Origin of the sequence: Streptomyces narbonensis (genome assembly GCF_014649015.1) — a bacterium.
GTDB lineage: Bacteria > Actinomycetota > Actinomycetes > Streptomycetales > Streptomycetaceae > Streptomyces > Streptomyces narbonensis.
The window spans coordinates 186,474-207,688 of sequence record NZ_BMSF01000004.1 but is presented as its reverse complement, the minus strand read 5'-3'; the positions used below and the strand labels follow the sequence as shown (position 1 = coordinate 207,688).

The 21,215-nt window shown below is 74.4% G+C and carries 20 protein-coding genes; 8 read left to right on the top strand and 12 right to left on the bottom strand.

Going from position 1 to position 21,215, the window contains the following annotated elements:
- Positions 1-83 precede the first annotated feature (83 nt).
- Positions 84-272, top strand: a complete 189-nt coding sequence (locus IE124_RS09405) for a hypothetical protein (RefSeq protein WP_017239332.1) — start codon at positions 84-86, stop codon at positions 270-272.
- 49 nt (positions 273-321) lie between these two features.
- Complete coding sequence (locus tag IE124_RS09400; protein ID WP_189506765.1) at positions 322-648, top strand: hypothetical protein; 327 nt, start codon at positions 322-324, stop codon at positions 646-648.
- 163 nt (positions 649-811) lie between these two features.
- On the opposite strand, the gene IE124_RS09395 is transcribed toward IE124_RS09400, so the two are convergent.
- On the bottom strand, positions 812-2,452 hold the full coding sequence (locus tag IE124_RS09395; protein ID WP_189506763.1) for a DNA repair helicase XPB: 1,641 nt from the start codon (positions 2,450-2,452) through the stop codon (positions 812-814).
- Between the two features lie 76 nt (positions 2,453-2,528).
- Positions 2,529-5,054, bottom strand: coding sequence for a helicase C-terminal domain-containing protein (locus IE124_RS09390; RefSeq protein ID WP_189506761.1), 2,526 nt, complete (start codon positions 5,052-5,054; stop codon positions 2,529-2,531).
- A 72-nt stretch (positions 5,055-5,126) separates the two neighbouring features.
- Here IE124_RS09390 and IE124_RS09385 point away from each other — a divergent pair, with 72 nt between their 5' ends.
- Complete coding sequence (locus IE124_RS09385) at positions 5,127-6,263, top strand: hypothetical protein (protein ID WP_189506759.1); 1,137 nt, start codon at positions 5,127-5,129, stop codon at positions 6,261-6,263.
- A gap of 334 nt (positions 6,264-6,597) precedes the next feature.
- Here IE124_RS09385 and IE124_RS09380 read toward each other — a convergent pair whose 3' ends face one another.
- Genes IE124_RS09380 through IE124_RS09370 form a run of 3 tightly spaced genes read right to left on the bottom strand, consistent with a single transcriptional unit; the run spans position 6,598 to position 9,457 of the window.
- Positions 6,598-7,401 carry an ABC transporter ATP-binding protein gene (locus IE124_RS09380; RefSeq protein ID WP_189506757.1) on the bottom strand — a complete coding sequence of 268 codons (804 nt, stop codon included), beginning with the start codon at positions 7,399-7,401 and terminating at the stop codon, positions 6,598-6,600.
- Complete coding sequence (locus IE124_RS09375; RefSeq protein WP_189506755.1) at positions 7,398-8,456, bottom strand: FecCD family ABC transporter permease; 1,059 nt, start codon at positions 8,454-8,456, stop codon at positions 7,398-7,400. The genes IE124_RS09380 and IE124_RS09375 overlap by 4 nt, the downstream gene beginning before the upstream one ends.
- Positions 8,453-9,457: a FecCD family ABC transporter permease gene (locus IE124_RS09370; protein WP_189506753.1), complete on the bottom strand. Its 1,005-nt coding sequence runs from the start codon at positions 9,455-9,457 to the stop codon at positions 8,453-8,455. Before IE124_RS09370 ends, IE124_RS09375 begins: the two co-directional genes overlap by 4 nt.
- A 92-nt stretch (positions 9,458-9,549) precedes the next feature.
- On the opposite strand from IE124_RS09370, the gene IE124_RS09365 reads away from it, so the two are divergent.
- Entirely contained in the window at positions 9,550-10,206 is a 657-nt protein-coding gene (locus IE124_RS09365; protein ID WP_189506751.1) for an HAD family hydrolase, read from the top strand.
- Here IE124_RS09365 and IE124_RS09360 read toward each other — a convergent pair.
- Positions 10,194-10,472, bottom strand: coding sequence for a hypothetical protein (locus IE124_RS09360; RefSeq protein ID WP_189506749.1), 279 nt, complete (start codon positions 10,470-10,472; stop codon positions 10,194-10,196). The two genes, IE124_RS09365 and IE124_RS09360, sit on opposite strands and share 13 nt — an antisense overlap.
- A gap of 141 nt (positions 10,473-10,613) precedes the next feature.
- On the opposite strand from IE124_RS09360, the gene IE124_RS35505 reads away from it, so the two are divergent.
- Complete coding sequence (locus IE124_RS35505) at positions 10,614-10,997, top strand: cold-shock protein (RefSeq protein ID WP_033211384.1); 384 nt, start codon at positions 10,614-10,616, stop codon at positions 10,995-10,997.
- 9 nt (positions 10,998-11,006) lie between these two features.
- On the opposite strand, the gene IE124_RS09350 is transcribed toward IE124_RS35505, so the two are convergent.
- From IE124_RS09350 to IE124_RS09335, 4 genes are all read right to left on the bottom strand, one after another.
- Complete coding sequence (locus tag IE124_RS09350; RefSeq protein ID WP_189506747.1) at positions 11,007-11,852, bottom strand: 1,4-dihydroxy-6-naphtoate synthase; 846 nt, start codon at positions 11,850-11,852, stop codon at positions 11,007-11,009.
- The gene (locus tag IE124_RS09345) at positions 11,849-12,679 is read right to left on the bottom strand and encodes a futalosine hydrolase (RefSeq protein WP_189506745.1); all 831 of its coding nucleotides are present in this window, start codon (positions 12,677-12,679) and stop codon (positions 11,849-11,851) included. Before IE124_RS09345 ends, IE124_RS09350 begins: the two co-directional genes overlap by 4 nt.
- Before the next feature lie 7 nt (positions 12,680-12,686).
- Positions 12,687-13,166 carry a DUF2771 domain-containing protein gene (locus IE124_RS09340; RefSeq protein ID WP_189506743.1) on the bottom strand — a complete coding sequence of 160 codons (480 nt, stop codon included), beginning with the start codon at positions 13,164-13,166 and terminating at the stop codon, positions 12,687-12,689.
- Positions 13,167-13,441: 275 nt separating this feature from the next.
- A complete protein-coding gene (locus IE124_RS09335) occupies positions 13,442-14,830 on the bottom strand; it encodes an MFS transporter (RefSeq protein ID WP_229832310.1) in 1,389 nt (462 codons plus the stop codon).
- Between the two features lie 649 nt (positions 14,831-15,479).
- Here IE124_RS09335 and IE124_RS09330 point away from each other — a divergent pair.
- Both IE124_RS09330 and IE124_RS09325 read left to right on the top strand, forming a co-directional pair.
- Complete coding sequence (locus IE124_RS09330) at positions 15,480-16,409, top strand: DUF3027 domain-containing protein (RefSeq protein ID WP_189506739.1); 930 nt, start codon at positions 15,480-15,482, stop codon at positions 16,407-16,409.
- A gap of 185 nt (positions 16,410-16,594) precedes the next feature.
- A complete protein-coding gene (locus IE124_RS09325; RefSeq protein WP_189506737.1) occupies positions 16,595-19,738 on the top strand; it encodes a sacsin N-terminal ATP-binding-like domain-containing protein in 3,144 nt (1,047 codons plus the stop codon).
- 4 nt (positions 19,739-19,742) lie between these two features.
- On the opposite strand, the gene IE124_RS09320 is transcribed toward IE124_RS09325, so the two are convergent.
- Both IE124_RS09320 and IE124_RS09315 read right to left on the bottom strand, forming a co-directional pair.
- Entirely contained in the window at positions 19,743-20,069 is a 327-nt protein-coding gene (locus IE124_RS09320) for an SCO4225 family membrane protein (RefSeq protein WP_189506735.1), read from the bottom strand.
- Between the two features lie 157 nt (positions 20,070-20,226).
- Positions 20,227-20,610 (bottom strand): VOC family protein, encoded by a 384-nt coding sequence (locus IE124_RS09315; RefSeq protein WP_189506732.1) that lies wholly within the window; start codon positions 20,608-20,610, stop codon positions 20,227-20,229.
- 74 nt (positions 20,611-20,684) lie between these two features.
- Here IE124_RS09315 and IE124_RS09310 point away from each other — a divergent pair, with 74 nt between their 5' ends.
- A complete protein-coding gene (locus IE124_RS09310; RefSeq protein WP_229832309.1) occupies positions 20,685-21,161 on the top strand; it encodes a hypothetical protein in 477 nt (158 codons plus the stop codon).
- Positions 21,162-21,215 lie beyond the last annotated feature (54 nt).

The following is a 21,215-nucleotide window of genomic DNA, read 5'->3' as shown; positions in this document are numbered from 1 at the left end:
GGGGTCGGGGTCCGTCGTGAGTCGGACCCCGGTTCCACCCCCAGGCCGATGTGTTCGGAATGTCCGGATTCCATGATGGAAGCATGACCGCGACGACCTTCACCCTCGTGACCACCGTCCCCCGGCCCCGTACCCGCCCCCTCGCCACCGCGTTCCGCGCGATACGCGCCTTCGGCGGCGCGGCGGCCGGCGTCGTCCTCCTCGGCGACTACGGCCCGCCCGAGGCGGGCGTCAGGAACCCGCGCCCTGAGTACGCACCCGGCCCCGACTGAGTACGCGAACGCCTGTCGTGGGCGGGCCGCCGCCTGATGTGATCGGCACATGACGCCGACCACGCCCGCGCCCACGACCGACGACTTCGTCCACACCACCCGGAAGCTGCGCTTCGTCGCCCTCGGCGGCTTCGTCGTCCTCGCCGCGCTGCTGTTCCTCACCGCGGTCCTGGTGATGGGCGACGCCATCAGCGGCGACGGAGTGGGCGGCGCCTTCACCGACGCCGCCCTCTGGATGTTCCCCATCGCCGCGGCGGCCGGAGTCGTCGCCCTGGCCGCCCCTCGGAGCCTGATGGCGACGACCCCCCGCCGGGCCCTCGTCATCGCCCAGTACGCCCTCGGGATCCTCGGGGTCCTCCTCCAGACCCTGGACTGACCGGCCCCGGGCCCGGGTCGCCCGCCCTAGGGGGTGTCGTCAAATTCCCGTCTGCCCCGCAACGCTCCCCCAGCTACCGCTGGGAGGTGCCCCCAGGCACGCACTCTCGCCGCACCGGGCGAAGCCGCCCTTCGGGCGGACGACGGGAGTTTGACGACAGGACCTAAGGAGCCAGCAGTTCGTCCGCGTCGACGATCCGGTACGCGTACCCCTGCTCGGCCAGGAACCGCTGCCGGTGCGCCGCGAAGTCCTGGTCGATCGTGTCGCGCGCGACGACGGAGTAGAAGTGCGCCTGGTGTCCGTCGGACTTCGGCCGCAGGACCCGGCCGAGGCGCTGCGCCTCCTCCTGGCGCGAGCCGAAGGTGCCCGAGACCTGGATCGCGACCGTCGCCTCCGGCAGGTCGATCGAGAAGTTCGCGACCTTCGAGACGACGAGCACGCTGATCTCGCCGTTGCGGAAGGCGTCGAAGAGCCGCTCCCGCTCCTTGTTCGAGGTCTCGCCCTTGATGACCGGCGCGTCCAGGTGCTCGCCGAGCTCGTCGAGCTGGTCGATGTACTGCCCGATGACGAGGATCTGCTGGCCCTCGAACTTCTTCACCAGGGCCTCCGTCACCTTCCGCTTCGTCGCGGTCGTCGCGCAGAAGCGGTACTTCTCCTCCGGCTCGGCCGTCGCGTAGGCGAGCCGCTCGGAGTCGGTGAGGTTGACCCGGACCTCGACGCAGTCGGCGGGCGCGATGTAGCCCTGCGCCTCGATCTCCTTCCACGGCGCGTCGAACCGCTTGGGCCCGATCAGCGAGAAGACATCCGACTCGCGCCCGTCCTCCCGGACGAGGGTCGCGGTCAGCCCCAGCCGCCGCCGCGCCTGGAGGTCGGCGGTGAACTTGAAGACGGGCGCCGGCAGCAGGTGCACCTCGTCGTAGACGACGAGGCCCCAGTCGCGGGAGTCGAAGAGCTCCAGGTGCGGGTAGATGCCCTTCCGTTTGGTCGTGAGGACCTGGTACGTGGCGATGGTGACGGGCCGGATCTCCTTCTTCGTCCCGCTGTACTCGCCGATCTCGTCCTCGGTGAGCGAGGTCCGCTTGACCAGCTCGCTCTTCCACTGGCGGGCGGAGACGGTGTTGGTCACCAGGATCAGCGTGGTCGCCTTGGCCTCGGCCATCGCCCCGGCCCCGACCAGCGTCTTCCCGGCGCCGCAGGGCAGCACGACGACCCCGGAACCGCCGTGCCAGAAGCCGTCGACGGCCTGCCGCTGGTACGGGCGCAGCGTCCAGCCGTCCTCGGCGAGCTCGATCGGGTGGGCCTCCCCGTCGACGTACCCGGCGAGGTCCTCGGCGGGCCAGCCGAGCTTCAGCAGCGTCTGCTTGATCTGCCCGCGCTCGGAGGGGTGCACGGCGACGGTGTCCTCGTCGATCCGCGCGCCGACCAGCGGCTGCACCTTCTTCGACCGGAGGATCTCCTCCAGGACGGGCCGGTCGGTGCTGGTCAGGACGAGCCCGTGGGTGGGGTGTTTGGAGAGCGTGAGCCGCCCGTACCGGTCCATCGTCTCGGCGATGTCGACGAGCAGCGCGTGCGGCACGGGGTAGCGGGAGTACTCGACGAGTGCGTCGACGACCTGCTCGGCGTCGTGCCCGGCGGCACGCGCGTTCCACAGCCCGAGCGGCGTCAGCCGGTAGGTGTGGATGTGCTCGGGCGCCCGCTCCAGCTCCGCGAAGGGCGCGATGGCCCGTCGGCACGCCTCGGCGAGCTCGTGGTCGACCTCCAGGAGCAGCGTCTTGTCGCTCTGGACGATGAGTGGCCCATTCACGTGCGATCAGGTCCTTCCGGCACCCGGCCGTTCCCGTAACGGCCAATCCTCCAGTCTGCCTGATGCGGGGCCCGGGTCACACCTGGTCGTCCGCCAGTTCCGCGACGCCCGTGATCCGGTGCAGGGGATACGTGCGGACCTCGTCGGCCGTGTGGTCGTAGCCCGTCACGAAGCCACCCTCCACGCGGACCGGGGCGATGACCCGCTGGCTCGCCGCGCCCTCCGCGTTGACGTAGCCGATCCAGACCGCCGAACCGGTCATCGCTGCCGCCTGGACCGTGGCCAGGGTCTCGGCCGCCGACGTGCGGGGGAGGGTGCCGGCGGCCGTCGGCGTCGAGGGCTCCTTGCGGACCGCCGTCGCCGCCCGGTCACCGGCCCGGATGGCCCTGACCGCCGCGGTGAGGAGGGTGTCGTCGGGGGACGGCGGCCCGTCGGGGACGGGGACCGGGGCCGTACGGGCCGGGGTGCGGTACGCGTCGGCGCGGGCGATCAGGACGTCGCCCTCGGCCGACTCCGCCGCCGGCGCGTACCCCAGCGCCCGCAGACCGTCCAGCAGCGACACCGGGTCCGTCTGGGCCGCGAGCACGGTCGGCGCGAGGCGCCGCAGCCCCAGGGGCGCCGACCGGCGGTCGGCCAGGATCTCGCCGAGGACCGTGTCGTCGTCGCAGCGCACGTAGGCCGAGGCCGCCCCCACCTTGAGGTGGCCGTGGCGGCGGGCGACGTCGTCCACGAGGTAGGCGAGGGGCTGCGGGACGGGCGTCGTCGAGTGCTTCGCGAGGAACTCGTGGAGGTCCGTCGCCGTCCGGCCCGAGTCGAGCGCGCGCCGCACGGAGCCCGGCGTGAACCGGTAGACCGTCGCACCACCCTTCGATTCCACGTCCGCGAGGACGCCCAGTGCGTCGGCGAGCGGCCGCCGCAGCGGGCCCGGCGCCACGGCCGTCAGGTCGGCCTGGAGGAGGACGTGGTCGACGGCCTCCGGAAGCAGCGGCGCGAGCAGCGTCGCCGCCCGGGTCGCGGCCACCGACAGCTCCACCCCGCCGCCCGGCTCCGCGGCGGTCGCGGCCTCAGCGAGCGGCAGGTTGAGGAGCGCGCGGGCCGGGCCGGACAGCGCGCCGCGCCCGGTCAGCCCGAGCAGCTCGGCCTCCTCCAGGGTCCAGCTCGCGATCCGGAACCGCACGGTCGCGGCCCCGGCGGACGCCGAGCCCTCGGCGCCCCGCAGCGGCCGCTCCCAGCGCAGTCGGGCGAGCAGCGACTCGGGGTCGGCGGCGGAGCCCGGCGGGAGCGTCGCGAGCAGGAAGAGGATCCGGTGCCGCACCTCGGGGGCGGCCGACCGGTCCAGGTCCGGGCCGAGCGCCGAGAGCGTCCGGCCCTTCGCGTCCTGCCCGCCGACCAGACCCGATGTGCGGGTCGCGTCCAGCCACGGCGTGACGAGCCGCGCCCACCGCTCGGCGGGCGGCAGGTCCAGCCAGTCGTCGTAGGCGGGCGTCGGCGCGTACCGCTCGTCTGCCTCGCCGTCCGAGGCGAGCAGCCCCGCCCCGTAGGCCAGCTCCAGCCAGAAGCAGGCGATCTGCTCGGAGACGTCCAGGGTCGCGGCGATCCGCTTGAGGTCCCGCACGGCCAGTCCGCCCGCGCGCAGGACCGGCGGGCCGCCCCGGTCCCAGGACTTGAGCAGCTCCTCGACCGTCGCGAGCGCCACGTACGCCTGCCCGGCGGCGGCGCTGTCCACAACCTGTGGACGGTAGTCGCGCCGCACCACCGGCTCCGGCGCCACCGGATCCGGCGTCCGGTGCGCCCGGCCGCCCCGCAGGTGCAGCGCCACCTCGCGCGGCAGCACCATCGTCCGCGCCGACACCGGCAGCAGCAGCCCCCGGTCGCGCAGCCAGCGCACGGGCGGCGCCGGGTTCGCCGTCACCTCCCCGTACGGCGGACCCCACACCAGCCGGTCCAGGACGGCGAGCGCCTCCGACGGCGCCGTGTCGAGCAGCTCGCCCATCCGCGTCCGGTCGGTGAAGAGCTCCGTCAGCGCGGCCACCGCCGACACCGGGTCGTGCGTCGGCGTCAGCCCGGCCGCCGTGATGATCTCCTGCACCCGGCCCGGCGACATCCCGGACGTGGCCTCGGCGACCGTCGGCCCGAGCCCGGTCGGCGACGGGTGCTGCGCCGAGGGCGCCAGCAGCTCCCGCGCGGTCCGGACGAGCCGCAGCCGCTCGTCCTCGCCCCACACGAGTGCCTGCTCGCGCAGCAGGGCGACCGCGCCGGGCAGCGCCGCCTCGATCTCCGGGTCGCCCTCGTCGCCGGCGAGCAGCCCGAGGAGTACGGGATACGGGGTCGGGTCCGGGCCCACCGCGAGCGCTTCGGCCGTCTGGAGGGCGAAGCGGTCGAGCCGCTCGATCGCCCGGATCACGGAACCGCGCGTGCCGGCGCGGGTCGCCAGCTGCGTCAGGTCGTTCGGCACGGGCCCCAGGAGGTCCGGCCGGGCGCGCAGCAGCGCGGCCAGGCCGTCGTCGCCCCGCGCACGCAGCGCTTCCGCGAGCGTGCGCGGCGCCGCGGCACCAGATGCTTCGGCCACGTGCGCCTCCCGGTCGAGCTCACCGATCCCCATCCGCCCCACGTTAGCCCCTGCCCGCGCGCTACCGTCGGGTCGTACCGGGCGAACCGGCCGTGGAGGGGCACCGTGGGGATCGAGAGCGACCAGTTGGTCTACGACTATCTGAGCCGGGTCGGCGATCTGGCACAGCAGCGGCAGCTGCCGGCGAGCGACCGGATGCGGCTGGTGTCGACGCTGCGGAACGAGATCGACCGGCGCCGGGCGACGTACGGCGAGGAGAGCCCGGCGGCGGTACGGGGGATCCTGGGCGCGCTGGGTACGCCGGACGAGGTCGTGGAACGGGCGGAGGACGGCCCGGGAGCAGCGTCCGGAGCGGCCGGAGCGGCGGGTCCGCCGCTCCCGAAACCACGGACCAGGGCTCCCGGGACGACCAAGACGACCAACACGACCAGGTCGGCCAAGGCGACCAAGCCGGCCAAGCCGACCAAGCCGGCCAAGGCGACCGATGCGGCCAGGACGGCCCAGCCGGCCCAGCCGGCCCAGCCGGCCAAGGCTCCCGGCAAGGCCGGGAAGACCCCAGCGAAACCGCCCGCCCGGCAGTCCCCGCCCTCCTCCTCCGTCCCGCCGCCCCGCGACGGCGACATGGACCCCGACTGGTGGCGTACGGACGCCACCCGCGCCACCGAGGTCGACGTGACCGAAGGGCTGCCGGGTTTCGTCGGCGGCATCGAGCGCCCGGACCTCTTCTTCGAGCCGCAGGCCCCCGAGGCCGACACCGAGGAGTCCGGGGACGAGGAGGCCGGCCCCGGCCGGTGGCGCCGCGCCGCCCGCGTCGTCCTGCGCCGCAAGGCGGCCCCCGCCCACGACCTCGACGCCGGCCTGGAGGAGGAGACCGGGGAGACGGCGGAGGCCCCCGCCCGCCCGCGCCTCGCGAACCCCTTCGTCCTGCTCGCCGCGCTGCTCCTGATCGGCGGCGCGGTCTTCGGCTCGCTGCTCGCGCTCGCCGTCGGCTGGCTCCTCGCGTACGCCTCCCGCCGGCTGACCCCCGGCGAGGTCAAGGGCGCCGTCCTCGTGATCCCCGGCCTCGCCGCCGCGAGTGGCATCGTCTGGCTGTGGGGCCGCGTCGAGGGCCGCTGGGGCGAGGCCGTGGCCCCGGGCGGCGAGGCGATGGGCGCGGCGGTCTCCGAAACCTGGCCCTGGGTACTGCGGGGCGCGGCCGTGGCCTCGGCGCTGTTCCTGCTCTGGCGCTCCCGCAAGCACTGAGACCGACCGACCGCCGACCGACCGACCGCCGACCGGCCGACCAACCGCCGGCCGACCAACCGCCGGCCGACCAACCGCCGGCCGACCAACCGCCGGCCGACCAACCGCCGGCCGACCAACCGCCGGCCGACCAACCGCCGGCCGACCAACCGCCGGCCGACCATCCGCCGGCCGGCCGCCGACCGGCCGACCAACCGACCAACCGCCGGCCGGCCGATCGACCGATCGACCGATCGACCGATCGATCGCCGGCCGACTGATCGCAGATCGCCGACCGCGACCGACCGCCCGACACTGCCGTAGCCGCAGCTCTACAGCCGCAGACACCGCTCCGCTATCGCACGACCTCCGCGTGCCAAGGAGCCCCCGGCACCACCAGCGGCGAGCCCGTGACCGGGTCCGGGACGACGACCGACTCCAGGCCGAAGACGTCCCGTACGAGCTCCGCCGTCACGACCTCCTCCGGGGGCCCCTCCGCGACCACCCGGCCGGCCTTCATGGCGACGAGGTGGTCGGCGTACCGCGCGGCCTGGTTGAGGTCGTGCAGGACGAGGACGACGGTCCGGCCGCGCAGCCGGTTGAGCCGGCGCACCAGGTCGAGGACCTCCACCTGGTGGGAGATGTCCAGATAGGTGGTGGGCTCGTCCAGGAGGAGCAGGTCGGTCTCCTGCGCGAGCGCCATCGCGATCCACACGCGCTGCCGCTGGCCGCCGGAGAGCGCGTCGACGGACCGGTCGGCGAGTGCGGCCACGTCCGTGCGCTCCATGGCGTCCGTGACGGCCCGCTCGTCCTCCTCCGACCACTGCTTCCACCAGGCCTGGTGCGGCTGGCGGCCCCGGGAGACCAGGTCGCCGACGGTGATGGCCTCCGGCGCGACGGGCGTCTGGGGGAGAAGCCCGATGGAGCGGGCGATCCGCTTCGTGGGCAGCTTGGCCAGTTCCTCGCCGTCGAGGAGGACCGCGCCGCCCGCCGGCCTGAGGAGCCGCCCGAGCGCCCGCAGGGTGGTCGACTTGCCGCAGGCGTTGGGGCCGACGATCACCGTGACCTTGCCGTCGGGGATCGCGAGGTCCAGCTCGTCGACGACGGTCCGGTCCTCGTAGGCGAGCGTCAGCCCGCGCGCGGTCAGCCTGCTGCTCACGCGTTACCTCCTGCGGTACGGCTCCGGACGATGAGCCAGATCAGATACGGGGCGCCGACCGCCGCCGTGAGGACGCCCACGGGGAGTTCGACGGGGGAGAGGAGCCGCCGGGCGAGCAGGTCCGCGACGACCACGGTCACCGCGCCGGCGAGCGCGGAGCAGAGCAGCGGGATCTGCGCGGTCCGCGTCATGCGGCGGGCGATCTGCGGCGCGAGGAGGGCGACGAAGTCGACCGGCCCCGCGACGCCCGTCGCCACCGACGCGAGGACGACCCCGACGGCGACGAGCCCGAGGCGGACCCGGCCGAGCCGGACGCCGAGGGCGGTCGCCGTGTCGTCGTCGAGGGAGACCGTCCGCTGGGCGCGGGCGGCCCACAGCACGGCGGGCAGCATCAGGAGCAGCGTCCACCGGATCGGCGCGGACTCGTCCCAGCCCCGGCCGTTGAGGGAGCCGGTCATCCAGATCTGGGCCTGCTGGGCGACGAGGTAGTCGCCCTTCGTCATGAAGAGCGTGGTGAGGGACCGCAGCGCGATCGCGAAACCGATGCCGATGAGCACGAAGCGGGTCGCGTGCAGCCCGCCGCGCCAGGCGAAGACGTACACGAGGGCGGCGGCGAGGACCCCGCCCGCGATCGAGAGGTACGGCAGCGCGGCGTACGAGCCGATGCCGAAGGTCATCGCGGCGACGGTGACCACGCCCGCACCCTGGCTGATGCCGATGATGTCGGGGCTGGCGAGGGGGTTGCGGGCGACGGTCTGGACGAGGGCGCCGCCGATCCCGAAGGCGGCGCCGACGGCGAGCGCGGCGACGAGCCGCGGCTCGCGCAGCTCCGCCACGACGAACGCCGACGGTGACGACTCGCCGAGGAGGATCCGTACGACCTCCGAGGGGCCGACGAACCGCTCGCCCACGCAGAGGTACGCGACGGAGGCGGCGGCCAGGAGCAGGAGGAGCCCGCCCGCGACGAGGGCCGAGCGCCGGTGGACCAGGAACGAGCCCCGCCCGGCGCGCACGACCCCGTAGCCGGCGGGCCGCACCACGGTGGTGCCGCTCATGCGGGCACCGCCTTCCGCCGCACCAGGGTGACCAGGAACGGCACGCCGATCAGCGCGGTCATCACCCCGGCGGGCACCTCGCCCGGCGGGAAGACGATCCGCCCGGCGACGTCCGCGACGAGCAGCATCACCGGACCGGTCAGCGCGGCCATCGGCAGGACCCAGCGGTGGTCGGAGCCGACGACGGCCCGCGCGATGTGCGGGACGGCGAGGCCGACGAAGGCGACGGGCCCGGCGGCGGCCACTGCGGCGCCGGTCAGGACGGTAGCGCCGAGACCGCCGACGATCCGCACGGTCGCGACCCGCTGACCGAGTCCCTTGGCCACGTCCTCGCCGAGCGCGAGCGCGTCGAGGCCGCGGGCCACGGAGAGCACGAGGACCGCGCCGAGCAGCAGGAAGGGCCAGATCTGGCCGATGATCCCGGCGTCGCGCCCGTCGAGCGAGCCGATCTGCCAGAACCGGAACTCGTCGAGCGCCGAGGCCCGGGTCGTGAGGACACCGGTGGTGACGGAGAGCAGGAGCGCGTTGATCGCGGCGCCGCCGAGCGCCAGCTTCACGGGCGTGGCCCCGCCGCGCCCGCCGGAGGCGATGGCGTAGACGGCGACCGAGGCGAGCGCGGCGCCGGCGAAGGCGAACCACACGTACCCGCTCAGGTCGTGCACGCCGAGGAAGGCGATGGCGAGGACCACGGCCACCGACGAGCCCTGGCTGATGCCGAGGATGCCGGGGTCGGCGATCGGATTGCGGGTGATGCCCTGGAGCGCGGTGCCGGCGAGCGCGAGCGCGGTGCCGACCATGAGGCCGATGACCGTACGGGGGACCCTGAGCTGCCGTACGACCTCGGCGTCGTCGCTCGTCCCGCCGTGCAGCAGGGCGTCGAGGACGGTGGAGGGGGCGATGGCGCGGGCGCCCACGGTGAGGCTCAGGAGGACGGCGAGGAGCAGGGCGACGACAGCCGCCGAGGTCGCGAGGACGCGTCTGGAGGGGAAAGCGGCTGGCATGGGGACCCATCGGCGGAGGGCGAGGTTCGGTAAGGCTCGCCTCAGTGTAAGCAGCACGGATTATTCGAACGCGCGGACCCGGCTCCCGCAGAATGGGCCGCATGACGACGACGAACCAGCCCCACCGGCCCGCTGCCTCCCCGTCCCCCCTCACGGTCGGCTTCGACCTCGACCTGACGCTGATCGACAGCCGCCCGGGCATCAAGGCCGCCTGGGAGGCCTTCGCCGCGGAGACCGGCGCGGAGATCGACGCCGACCTCGTCGTCACCCGCCTCGGCCCGCCGCTCCACCACGAGATGGCGTACTGGTTCCCCGAGGAGCAGGTCGAGGAGATGGTGGCCCGCTACCGCGCGCTCTACCCGGCGTACGCGATCGAGCCCTCGCCCCCGATGCCGGGAGCCCGGGACGCGATCCAGGCCGTGCGCGACGCGGGCGGCCGCACGATCGTCGTCACCGCCAAGAACGGCCCGCACGCCGAGCTGCACCTCGCGCACCTCGGCATCGAGCCGGACGCCGTCGTGGGCGGCCTGTGGGCCGAGGGCAAGGCCGAGGCCCTGCGCGCCCACGACGCCCAGGTGTACGTCGGCGACCACGTCGGCGACGTCCGCGGCGCCGCCACGGCGGGTGCCCTCGCGGTGGCCGTCGCGACCGGCCCCTGCGCCCCGGAGGAGCTCCGCGCGGCCGGCGCGGACGTGGTCCTCACGGACCTGACGGACTTCCGCCCGTGGCTGGAGACCTACCGCGCCTGAACGCCCGCGGCCGCACCCTCGCGGGCCTGCCGCCGCTGGGCCGCGATCGACCGGAGCACCCCGGCGGCGGCGACGGCGAATCCGACCCCCATGAGCATGGAGACGGTGTACGCGACGGTGGGAAACGGCTCGGTCCCGAGGAACAGCGGGGCCACCGTGACCAGCGTGGCCACCGCGCCGATGCCGAAGAGCACGACACCGGCCTTGACGAGGCCGTCACCCGGCGCGCTGTCGTTCACCGGTCCGGCAGGGGTTTCACTACGCATCCAGTCAGGGTAGTTCCCAGGCCGTACGAACACTTCGGCGGCGTCGTGTCAGCGGCCGCCGGAGCACTAGCCTTGGTGCCGGCGGGTCGGTCGACCCGCCGTTTGCCATCCCCAGCGACGAGTACGAGGACGAGGACAGACGTGCCTACCGGCAAGGTCAAATGGTTCAACAGTGAGAAGGGCTTCGGCTTTCTCTCCCGTGACGACGGCGGCGACGTCTTCGTGCACTCGTCGGTACTCCCTGCCGGAGTCGACGCACTGAAGCCGGGCCAGCGGGTCGAGTTCGGAGTCGTCGCAGGTCAGCGTGGTGACCAGGCGCTCTCCGTGGCGATCCTCGATCCGACGCCGTCCGTCGCCGCCGCACAGCGCCGCAAGCCCGACGAACTGGCTTCCATCGTGCAGGACCTGACGACGCTCCTGGAGAACATCACTCCGGCGCTGGAGCGCGGGCGCTACCCCGAGAAGACCCAGGGCAAGAAGATCGCCGGGCTGCTCCGCGCGGTGGCGGACCAACTCGACGTGTAGGCGGGAGGCCTACGGGAAGGACAGCGAGTCCGGGCCGAGGGGCGGTACGAGTCCCTCGGCCGCGGCGCGGGTGAGCAGGCCGCGGACCGCCGCGTAGCCGTGTTCGCCCAGGTCGGCCGTGAACTCGTTGACGTAGAGGCCGATGTGCTGGTCGGCCACCTTCGGGTCCATCTCCTGGGCGTGCTCCAGGACGTACGGCCGGGAGGCCACCGGGTCGTCCCAGGCCATCCGCACGGAGGTGCGGGCCGACTCGGCGAGCAGCCGCAGGGTGTCCTCGCCCAGGGAGCGGCGGGCGACGATGGCGCCGAGCGGGATCGGCAGCCCGGTCGTGGCCTCCCAGTGCTCGCCCATGTCGGCGAGGCAGTGCAGGCCGTAGTTCTGGTAGGTGAAGCGGGCCTCGTGGATGACGAGCCCCGCGTCGACCTTGCCGTCGCGGACGGCGGGCATGATCTCGTGGAACGGCATGACGACGACGTTCCCGACTCCTCCCGGCACGGTCTCGGCCGCCCACAGCCGGAAGAGGAGGTACGCGGTCGAGCGCTCGCTCGGCACCGCGACCGTCTTCCCCGTCAGGTCCACATCACCCTCGCGCGTGAGGACGAGCGGCCCGCAGCCCCGGCCGAGCGCGCCGCCGCAGGGCAGCAGCGCGTACTCGTCGAGGATCCACGGCAGCACGGCGTACGAGACCTTCAGGACGTCGTGGTCGTCGGTGCCGCCCTCCGCCCAGCCGTTGGTGACGTCGATGTCGGCGAAGGTCACGTCCAGGCGCGGGGCGCCGGGGACGCGGCCGTGGGCCCAGGCGTCGAAGACGAAGGTGTCGTTCGGGCAGGGCGAGTAGGCGATCTTGAGCTTCACTTCGCCTCCACGGAGGGGGTGGGGTTCGGGAGCCGGGCGGGGCCGGCGGGGGGCGTGAGGAGCGGCGGGGCCAGCAGGGCGAATGCCTTCTTCAGCGCGTCCAGGGCCTCCCCGATGCGCCAGGCCGCGCGGTCGCGCGGGCCGACGGCGTTCGACACGGCCCGGATCTCGACGACGGGTACGCCGTAGGCGGCGGAGGCCTCGGCGACGCCGAAGCCCTCCATCGCCTCGGCGGCGGCCGTCGGGTGGCGCCCGGCCAGCTCGGCGGCGCGTCCGGCCGTGCCGGTGACGGTGGAGACGGTGAGGACGGGCGCGACGGCGTGCGGCAGGCCGCCGGCGCGCAGCGCGGCGGCGAGGGGTTCGGTGAGGGAGTGCGGTACGGGGTGGGCGGACCGCCCGAAGCCCAGCTCCTCGACGGCGAGGTATCCGTCGGGGGTCTCCGCGCCGAGGTCGGCGGCGACGATCGCATCGGAGACGACGACGGTGCCGAGCGGAGCGTGGGGTGCGAATCCGCCGGCGATCCCGGCGGAGACGACGAGGTCGTAGGGGGCGCCGGAGCCCGAGCAGGATCCGGCCCCGGCGAGTGAGGCGCAGGCGAGCGCCGTCCCGGTCGCCGCGGCCACGGCCGCGGGCCCGACGCCGCCGACGAGGAGATCCACTCCGTCGGCGTGGCGGCGCAGGGTGAGGCCACCCGGGAGCGGTACGGGCTCCCAGGCGGGTTCCCGGACGGTGTCTCGCGGTGCGTTCCGGGCGTCGTGACCGAGGCCGGCGGCGACGGAGTCGGCCTCCGCCGCCACGGCCGTCACGATCAGGATCCGGTGGACCACCGGCGGATCAGGATTCCTTCTTCAGCTGGAAGTGCCAGATGCCGGTCAGCTTCTTGCCGGTGTTCTCGACGATGGTCACCTGGGTGTTGTCGGTGGCCTCGCCGGTCTGGCTGGAGAAGAAGGCGCTGGCCGGAATGGTCCGGTACGTCTTCTTGTACGGCTCGGGCTCGGCCTGCTGGCCGCCGAGGAAGATCGTCCAGCCGTTGTCCGCGATGTCGGGGTCGACCCCGAAGCGGATCTTGTCGTCCATCGCGACGGTGATGGACTTCTCGGCCTTCTTGTTGAGGCACTGCTGGATCTGCGACTCCTTGATGGCGTCGCCGTCGTTGTAGCAGGCGGCCTCGGAGTGGATCGAGTCGGACCCGACCGTCACGGTCGCGATCGGAGTCGGCTTGTCGCAGGCGGAGAGAACGAGGAGCCCGGCGGAGACGGCCCCGAGGGCGACGGCGGCCCGGCGGCGCGAGCCGGAGAAGAACGCAACGGTCATGAGCCGAAGGCTATCGGGCCGCCGCGCCCGCGCCACGCGGGGGTACGGCGCGCCGCCGGTCCGTGACCTCGGGAGAGGGTCCCGTGGTCTCGGGAGCGGAATCCCGCAACACCGGAAGAAGGGCCTCGGGCGGGCGCCCCCGGGCTTCCGGTCGAGCCCCCCGGGCTTCCGGTCGAGCGCCCTCAGGCCTCCGGTCGAGCGCCCCCGGACCTCGGGCGGGCGCCCTCAGGCCTCCGGTCGAGCGCCCCCGGACCTCGGGCGGGCGCCCCCGGGCCCTACGCCACCCGTGCCTTCGACCGGCCCTGAGGGCCCGGTGGGCCCGGGTTGCGGCGGGCGGCGGCGAGCAGGCCGCGGACGGCGAGGAGCGCGCCCAGCGCCAGGATCCCGGCCGCCACGGCCATGCCCAGCTGTCCGTTCAGCGGCAGCGCGATGCCGATCCCGCCGCCCACCACCCACGCCATCTGCAGCGCCGTCTCCGAGCGGGCGAACGCGGAGGTCCGCACCGACTCGGGCACGTCCCGCTGAATCAGCGCGTCCAGGGACAGCTTCGACAAGGCCTGCGTGAGGCCCGCGACCGCGCCGAGGACGGCGACCATCAGGCCGCCGAAGAAGATCGCCGCGCAGATCGCCGTCGCGCACACCACGGTGATCATCGTGGCGATGATCACCTCGGGTCCGTGGCCCCGGTCGCGCAGGAGCGAGCCGGCGGCCGTGCCGCAGGCGTTCCCGACGCCCGCCGCGACGCCCACGATCGCCAGGGAGACGGCGGCGCTCTGCCCCGACAGCGGATGGTCGCGCAGCAGGAACGCCAGGAAGAAGATCAGGAAACCCGACAGCATGCGCTGCGCCGCGTTCGCCTCCAGGCCGTGCAGGACGGACGGGCCGACCGTCCGCAGGCTCGGCTTCTTCTCACCGTGCGTCAGCAGGTGCGCCCGCCGTTCACCCTTCGCCGAGTCCACCTTGGGCGGCATCCGCAGCGCCCAGAACGTCCCGAGCAGGAACAGCGCGCACGCCCCGTACAGCGGCCAGCCCGGCCCGATCATCTGGAGCCCCGCGCCGATGGGCGCGGCGATGCCGGTGGCGAGCAGCCCGGCCAGGGTGACCCGGGAGTTCGCCTTCACGAGCGAGAACCCGGGTGGGAGCAGGCGCGGGACGACCGCGCTGCGCACCACCCCGTACGCCTTCGAGGCGACCAGGACCCCCAGCGCCGCCGGGTACAGCTCCAGGCCGCCGGTGGCGACCGCGCCCGACATCATGATCGCGAGGACGGCGCGGGTCAGCATCGCGCCCGCCATGGCCGCGCGCCTGCCGTGCGGGATGCGGTCCAGGAGCGGGCCGATCACGGGGGCGAGGAGCGTGAAGGGCAGCATCGTGACGGCGAGGTAGAGGGCGACGCGGCCGCGGGCCTCGTCCGTGGGCACGGAGAAGAAGACCGTCGACGCGAGGGCGACGGTGATCATGACGTCCCCGGCGCCGTTCACGGCGTGGAGCTCGATCAGTTTCCCGAGTCCCGACTCGCCCGCGCCGTGGGCGTGGGTGGCCTTGCGGATGCCTCGCGCGGTCCCGGTGAAGGGCAGGTGCAGGGCGCGTCCGACCGACCGGCCCGCTCGGCGGAGCGGTCCGGCATGATCTTCGGATCGTGCGGGAGACCGTGCGGCTGCCACTCCGTCATAGTGCCCCACCGGCGCGCCGGACGAACCGTGGCGCGGCGAACGGCGGCGGTACGAAGGCCGTACGGACCCTGTACGGAGGCGGGGCGATGGGCCGTACGAAGCCCGTACGGCGGCGGGGCGAAAGCCTTGCGAAGCCCGTACGGCGGCGGGGCGATGGGCCGTACGAAGCCCGTACGGCGGCGGGGCGATGGGCCGTACGAAGCCCGTACGGCGGCGGGGCGAAAGCCTTGCGAAGCCCGTACGGCGGGCGGTTCGAAGCCCGTATGGCGGCGGTCCGAGGCCTGTACGAAGGTTGTTCGAAGGCCCGTACGAAAGCGGCCCGGAGGCGGCGACACGGCAGCCGTGGAGCGGCATCGGCGCGGTCCCGGCCGTCCGCGATGCGGGCCACTTGAGACGGGCAGGTGGGCGGAGGCCCGCGAACGGGGTAGCGTGCGTAGCGCGTCACCGGCGGAAGTTCTCGGCCGCGCGCCTCTTCGGCATCCCGCAGAATGGATGGCGATAGGTGTGCCCGAGACACGCGAGACAAGTCGGGTGCGGACGTCGATGCGGCCCTCAGGTCCGCTCCGCCCGCCGCCCGTGGCTTCGCTTTCGCCCCTCGGCCGGCGCACCCGTGAGACGGCGTAGGAGAGAAGCGAGACCTGTGAGTGCTGCGACGACGCGAAGCGGTGCCCCGCGTACCCCGCGAGCCACGCGTACCCCCGACCGCCTGTGCGTCGAGGCCGTAGACCTCGCGCGGGAGGCCGCCGAGGAGGCGGCCGCGCCCGGCATCGTCGGCCCACACGTCGAGGTCGTCGCGGAGGGCGACCGGGTCGTCACGCACTTCTTCGAGTGCCAGGAGCCGGGCTACCGCGGCTGGCGCTGGGCGGTGACGGTCACCCGCGCCTCCCGCGCCAAGAACGTCACGCTTGACGAAACCGTCCTGCTGCCCGGCTCCGACGCCCTCCTCGCCCCCGAGTGGGTGCCGTGGAGCGAGCGCCTGCGCCCCGGCGACATGGGCCCGGGCGACCTGCTGCCGACGGAGCAGGACGACCTGCGCCTGGAGCCCGGCTACTCGGGCGAGGACGCGCCGCCGCCGAACTCGGCGGTCTCGGAGGAGCTGGCGGACCACCTCGACGCCGAGGACGCCGAGATCGTCTCCCGTACGCCCTCCCGGGGCGCGATCGCCTCGGTCGCCGAGGAGCTCGGCATGCGCCGGGCCCGGGTCCTGTCCCGGTACGGGCTGCACGTGGCCGCGGACCGCTGGGACGAGAGCTTCGGCGCGAAGACGCCGATGGCGCAGGCTGCGCCCGCGTCCTGCGAGTCCTGCGCGTTCCTGGTGCCGCTGGCCGGCTCCCTGAAGCAGGCCTTCGGCGTGTGCGCCAACGAGTTCTCCCCGGCGGACGGCCGGGTCGTCTCCCTCGCGTACGGCTGCGGGGGCCACTCGGAGGCCGCGGTCATGCCGAAGCCCCCGCGCCCGGCGCCCCCGGTCCTCGACTCGATGGGCGCGGACGCCTTCCCGCTCCGCCCGGCCAAGGACTCCGGCTCGACCACGGAGCCCGACGACTCCTCCGAGGACCTCGGCCACTCGTAGGGCCTGTCCGGCAATTCCTGTCGGGTCCCTCCGCCACGCCCCCGGGGATGTGCTTCCGCGCGCCCCGGGGCCCGGACGTGCCCCGGCGGCCGGGGCGGGGCGGGGCGCGGTACCTTTCGGGCCCCGGACCTTAGGGTCCGGCAGCGTCACCGCCCGATGATCTCCCAGATCACCGCCCCCGCAGAGTGGAGTCAGACGTGAGCGTCAGCGTCCGGACGACGACCGACGGAACCGATCCCTTCGGCACCGCACGGCTGCGGCGGGGAGTGCTCGACGCCTGGGGCGCCTCGCCCGCCCGGTTCCGGGAGGACGCCAACGCCGAGGAGGACCTCGCACTCGGCGGCTACCGTGACCGGCTCGTCGTCGAGCTCGCCCAGAACGCCGCCGACGCCGCCCGCCGGGCCGGTGTCACCGGACGCCTGCGCCTCACCCTCCACCCCGCGGACCACGAGGGCCCCGCGGCCCTCGCCGCCGCCAACACCGGCGCCCCGCTGGACGCCACGGGCGCCGAGTCGCTGTCCACGCTCCGCGCCTCCGCCAAGCGGGAGCAAGGCGCCGGCGCCGTCGGCCGCTTCGGCGTCGGCTTCGCCGCCGTCCTCGCCGTCTCCGACGAGCCGGCCGTCCTCGGCCGCCACGGCGGCGTCCGCTGGTCCCTCGCGGAAGCCCGCGAACTCGCCGCCGAATCCGCCCGGTACAGCCCGGGCCTGGGCGACGAACTGCGCCGCCGGGACGGCCACGTACCCCTCCTGCGTCTTCCGCTGCCCGCCGAGGGCACCGCGCCCGACGGCTACGACACGGTCGTCGTCCTCCCGCTGCGGGACTCCGCCGCCCAGGACCTCGCCGAGCGACTCCTCGCCTCGGTCGACGACGCCCTGCTCCTCACGCTCCCCGGTCTCGCGGAGATCGTCGTCGAGACGGCCGAAGGGGTACGGACCCTCCGCCGCTCCGAGGACGACGGCTACGTCCGCATCGACGACACCGCGACCGGCACCCACCGCTGGCGGACCGTCTCCCACACCGGGCCCCTCGACGCCGAACTTCTCAAGGACCGCCCGGTGGAGGAGCGCCTTCGCCCGCACTGGGCCGTCACCTGGGCCGTGCCCGTCGACGGCGAGGGCGCCCCGAGCCACCCCCGTACCGAACCCGTCGTGCACGCCCCGACGCCCACCGACGAGCCGCTCGGCATCCCCGCCCTGCTCATCGCCTCCCTGCCGCTGGACACCGCGCGGCGCCACCCGGCGCCCGGCCCGCTCACCGACTTCCTGGTGCAGCGCGCGGCCGACGCGTACGCCGAACTCCTCGCCGACTGGCACCCGGTGACGACCGCGACCCTCGACCTCGTGCCCGGCCCGCTCGGCAAGGGGGCGCTCGACGGGGCACTGCGCGAGGCGATCCTGGAGCGGCTGCCCAGGGTGGCGTTCCTGGCGCCGGCCGCCCCGACCGAGGAGCTGCCCGCGCTCCGGCCCATCGAGGCCGAGGTCGCGGAGGGCGCCGGCGCGGACACGGTCGACGTCCTCGCGGAGGTCTTCCCGACGCTCCTCCCGGCGGGCCTGGAGCGCCGCCCCGAGCTCCGCACCCTCGGCGTGGGCCGGGTCCCCCTCACCGAGGCCATCGACCGCCTCGCCGGCGTCGACAGGGCTCCGACGTGGTGGTGGCGGCTCTACGACTCCCTCGCCGGCGTCGACCCGGACCGCCTGACGGGCCTTCCCGTGCCGCTCGCGGACGACGCCGACGCCCTCCGCGTCCGCACGACGATCGGCCCCCGCCAGGTTTTGCTCCCGCAGGACAGGACCCCCGCCGAGCTGACCCGCCTCGGCCTGAAGGTGGCGCACCCGGAGGCGGCGCACCCGCTCCTGGAGAAGCTGGGCGCCCTGCCCGCCACGCCCCGCGCGGTCCTGACGACCCCGCAGGTGCGGGCGGCGGTCGCGGCCTCCCTCGACGCGGGGGAGATCTGGGACGAGGACGCCGAGACCCTCGACGCGGAGGAGCTGGCCGACACGGTCCTCGCCCTGGTCCGGGACGCCGAACTCGACCCGGGCGACGAGCCCTGGCTCGGTGCCCTCGCCCTCCCCGACGAGGACGGCGAACTCTCCCCGGCGGGCGAGCTGGTGCTGCCGGGGTCGGCCTTCGCGGCGGTGATGCGCGAGGACGAACTGCCTTTCGTGGACGCCGAGCTGGCCGCGCGCTGGGGTGAACGCCCCCTGGCCGCCTGCGGAGTGCTGGCGAACTTCGCCCTGGTCCGGGCGACGGACCTGGTCCTCGACCCGGACGAGGTCGAGCCGCGGGAGGGCGACTACCCGGAGCCGGACGACGCCGGGCTGCTCGACGCGGTCGACGTGTGGTGCGAGGACGTCCTGGACCGCCTGCCGGAGTCTCCGGTGCCGCCGGTGGCGACGGAGATCGTGGCGGTACGGGACCTGGACCTGGTCGACGACGAGGCCTGGCCGCAGGCCCTCGCGCTGCTGGCGCAGCCCCCGCTCCGGGACGCGCTCACCCAGCCCGTACGGGTCCTCCTCCCGGACGGCACGACGGAGACGGTCCGCTCGTACACGGCGTGGTGGCTCCGGGACCACCCGGTCCTGGACGGCCGCCGCCCGGCGGGCCTGCGGGCCGAGGGCTCGGACCCGCTCCTCGTGGGCCTGTACGACTCCGCCGACGCGACCGGCTTCGACGACGAGCAGGTCCTGCGGGCGCTGGGCGTCCGCACGTCGGTCGCGGCGCTCCTGGAGGAGCCGGGCGGCGCGGCGGAGCTCCTGACGCGCCTGGCGGACCCGGAGCGCGAGGTCACGGCCCCCCAGCTGCACGCCCTCTACACGGCCCTCGCGGACCTGGACCCGGAGCAGGTGACGCTCCCGGACGAGCTGCGCGCGGTCGTGGACGGGGAGCTGGTGGTGGTGGACGCGGCAGAAGCCCTGGTGGCCGACGCCCCGGACCTCCTCCCGCTCACCGGGGACACCCCGCTCCTCCCGGTGGCCCCGTCCCGCGCGGCCGACCTGGCCGAGCTGTTCCAGGTCCGCCGCCTGAGCGAGGCCTTCGAGGCGGAGGTGACGACGGTCGGCGAGGAACACGACGTCCCGCACTCGGTCCACGCCCTTCTGGGCCCGTCGACCCCCTCCTCGTACATCGAGCACGAGGAGCTCCGCGCGGCGGGCGTGGAGCTGGACTGGCGGGTCACCCCCGACGGCGTCCTCCACGCGGCGACCCTGGAGGGCGTGGCGGCGGGCCTGGCCTGGTCGGCGGGCCAATGGCCGCGCCGCTTCGAGGTGGCGGCCCTCCTGGAGGACCCGTCCCGCACGGCGGAACTGGCGCGGGACCGCTGGTTCGACTGAGCGGTCAGGCGGTGAGGCCCTGCCGTGCCGGGTTCCTCCGAAGGGCCCGGTAGGCAAGGCCGAGGAGGAAGGCGTTGATCAGCGCGGAGAGGACCAGCGCCGTGTAGTGGTACGCGGTCGCCCAGCCCGAGAGGCCGGTCATCGCGTCGGGCAGCAGCAGGAGCAGGCTACTGGGCGCGGTGGCCATGGCGAGCCAGACGTCCGCGAAGGCCTGGCCCTCGGTCCACGGGCTGACCAGCAGGGGGAGCGAAGCCACGACCGTCAGGTACACCAGCGAGACGGGGTTGGCGAACGTGAGCCGGACGGCTGCGCGGGGGCGGTTGTCTCGCATGGGTCGGTTCCTCCTGGACGGTTCGGTCGCGCCGCTTCGGCGCCGGTCCCATCGTGCGGCGGGCCGGCCCCCGGGCGCCTGAGTAGCGCTACTCAACCCGCTGTGAGGTCACACGCGATGCGGGCTGTGTAGCGCTGCTCCCTGCGGCTCTCCGCCCTCAGTCCAGGCAGAACTCGTTCCCCTCGGGGTCGCCCATCACGATGATCCCCTCGTTCTCGTCGTCGGATTCGAGCCGGTACAGCCGCTTGGCCCCGAGCTTCTCCAGCCTGGCGGCCTCCACCTCCAGCGCGTCCATCCGCTCGTCCCCGGTCAGACCGGGCGCCGAGCGCACGTCCAGGTGCAGACGGTTCTTCACCGTCTTCCCTTCCGGGACCGTCTGGAAGTACATCCGGGGACCCTTGCCGTCCGGATCCGTGATGGCCGCCCAGTCGGAGAAGCCCTCCGGCGGAGGCTGGAAGCTGTAGCCCAGCACCTCGGCCCAGAAGGCCGCGACCATGCCCGGATCGGCACAGTCGTAAGTCACCTGAAATTCCTTTGCCATGGCAGCATCCTCGCACCGCCCTCCGACCATCCGCTCGCCAATTCTTTCGGCGCCCCGTCATTCAGTTCGGCCAGGTGACCGCCTGCGCGTCAGGCGTCACGGTGATCCGGAAGCGGTCGAGGTCCGGTGATCCGTCCCGCGGCGTACTGGCCGGCCTGTGGAACCTCATGGACGACGGGGTCGAGTGGGTCGCGGGGCTCGCACGGACCGGCGGGGGCGCGGCCGTCGGCCCGCGTGACACACCGGTCGCCTGGCGCGCCGCGACGGCGGACATGCACCTTCCCCAGGCTGGTGCGGCTCGGTTCGGCTCGCCCGAGCAGGCCGAGTTCCCGCACGGGCAGCGCCGCACCGCCGACTCCCTCGTCGCCACCCTCGCGACGCGGGCGGGAATGCTGGTCATGCCGGAACCGGAACGCGAGGCCACGCTCGCCCGGATCCGCACCTTCCTTGCGGGCCGCCCGGAGACCAGCGAAGGCGAGTTCACGCTCCCGATGCTGACCGCCGTACTGCGTGTGCGGAGGCTGTTCGCGTCGTGGCCGTCGACGAGGTGACAGCTGATCTCCTCCACGTCGGGGTTCGGGCACCTGCCCGGCGCGGGGGCTACC

Excerpts from the sequence above, each read along its gene's own strand:
- IE124_RS09365 (WP_189506751.1), top strand. The coding sequence starts at position 9,550 with ATGGGCCGCATGACGACGACGAACCAGCCCCACCGGCCCGCTGCCTCC.
- IE124_RS09405 (WP_017239332.1), top strand. The coding sequence starts at position 84 with ATGACCGCGACGACCTTCACCCTCGTGACCACCGTCCCCCGGCCCCGT.
- IE124_RS09370 (WP_189506753.1), bottom strand. The coding sequence starts at position 9,457 with ATGCCAGCCGCTTTCCCCTCCAGACGCGTCCTCGCGACCTCGGCGGCT.
- IE124_RS09340 (WP_189506743.1), bottom strand. The coding sequence starts at position 13,166 with ATGACCGTTGCGTTCTTCTCCGGCTCGCGCCGCCGGGCCGCCGTCGCC.
- IE124_RS09315 (WP_189506732.1), bottom strand. The coding sequence starts at position 20,610 with ATGGCAAAGGAATTTCAGGTGACTTACGACTGTGCCGATCCGGGCATG.
- IE124_RS09390 (WP_189506761.1), bottom strand. The coding sequence starts at position 5,054 with ATGGGGATCGGTGAGCTCGACCGGGAGGCGCACGTGGCCGAAGCATCT.
- IE124_RS09320 (WP_189506735.1), bottom strand. The coding sequence starts at position 20,069 with ATGCGAGACAACCGCCCCCGCGCAGCCGTCCGGCTCACGTTCGCCAAC.
- IE124_RS09375 (WP_189506755.1), bottom strand. The coding sequence starts at position 8,456 with ATGAGCGGCACCACCGTGGTGCGGCCCGCCGGCTACGGGGTCGTGCGC.
- IE124_RS09360 (WP_189506749.1), bottom strand. The coding sequence starts at position 10,472 with ATGCGTAGTGAAACCCCTGCCGGACCGGTGAACGACAGCGCGCCGGGT.
- IE124_RS09400 (WP_189506765.1), top strand. The coding sequence starts at position 322 with ATGACGCCGACCACGCCCGCGCCCACGACCGACGACTTCGTCCACACC.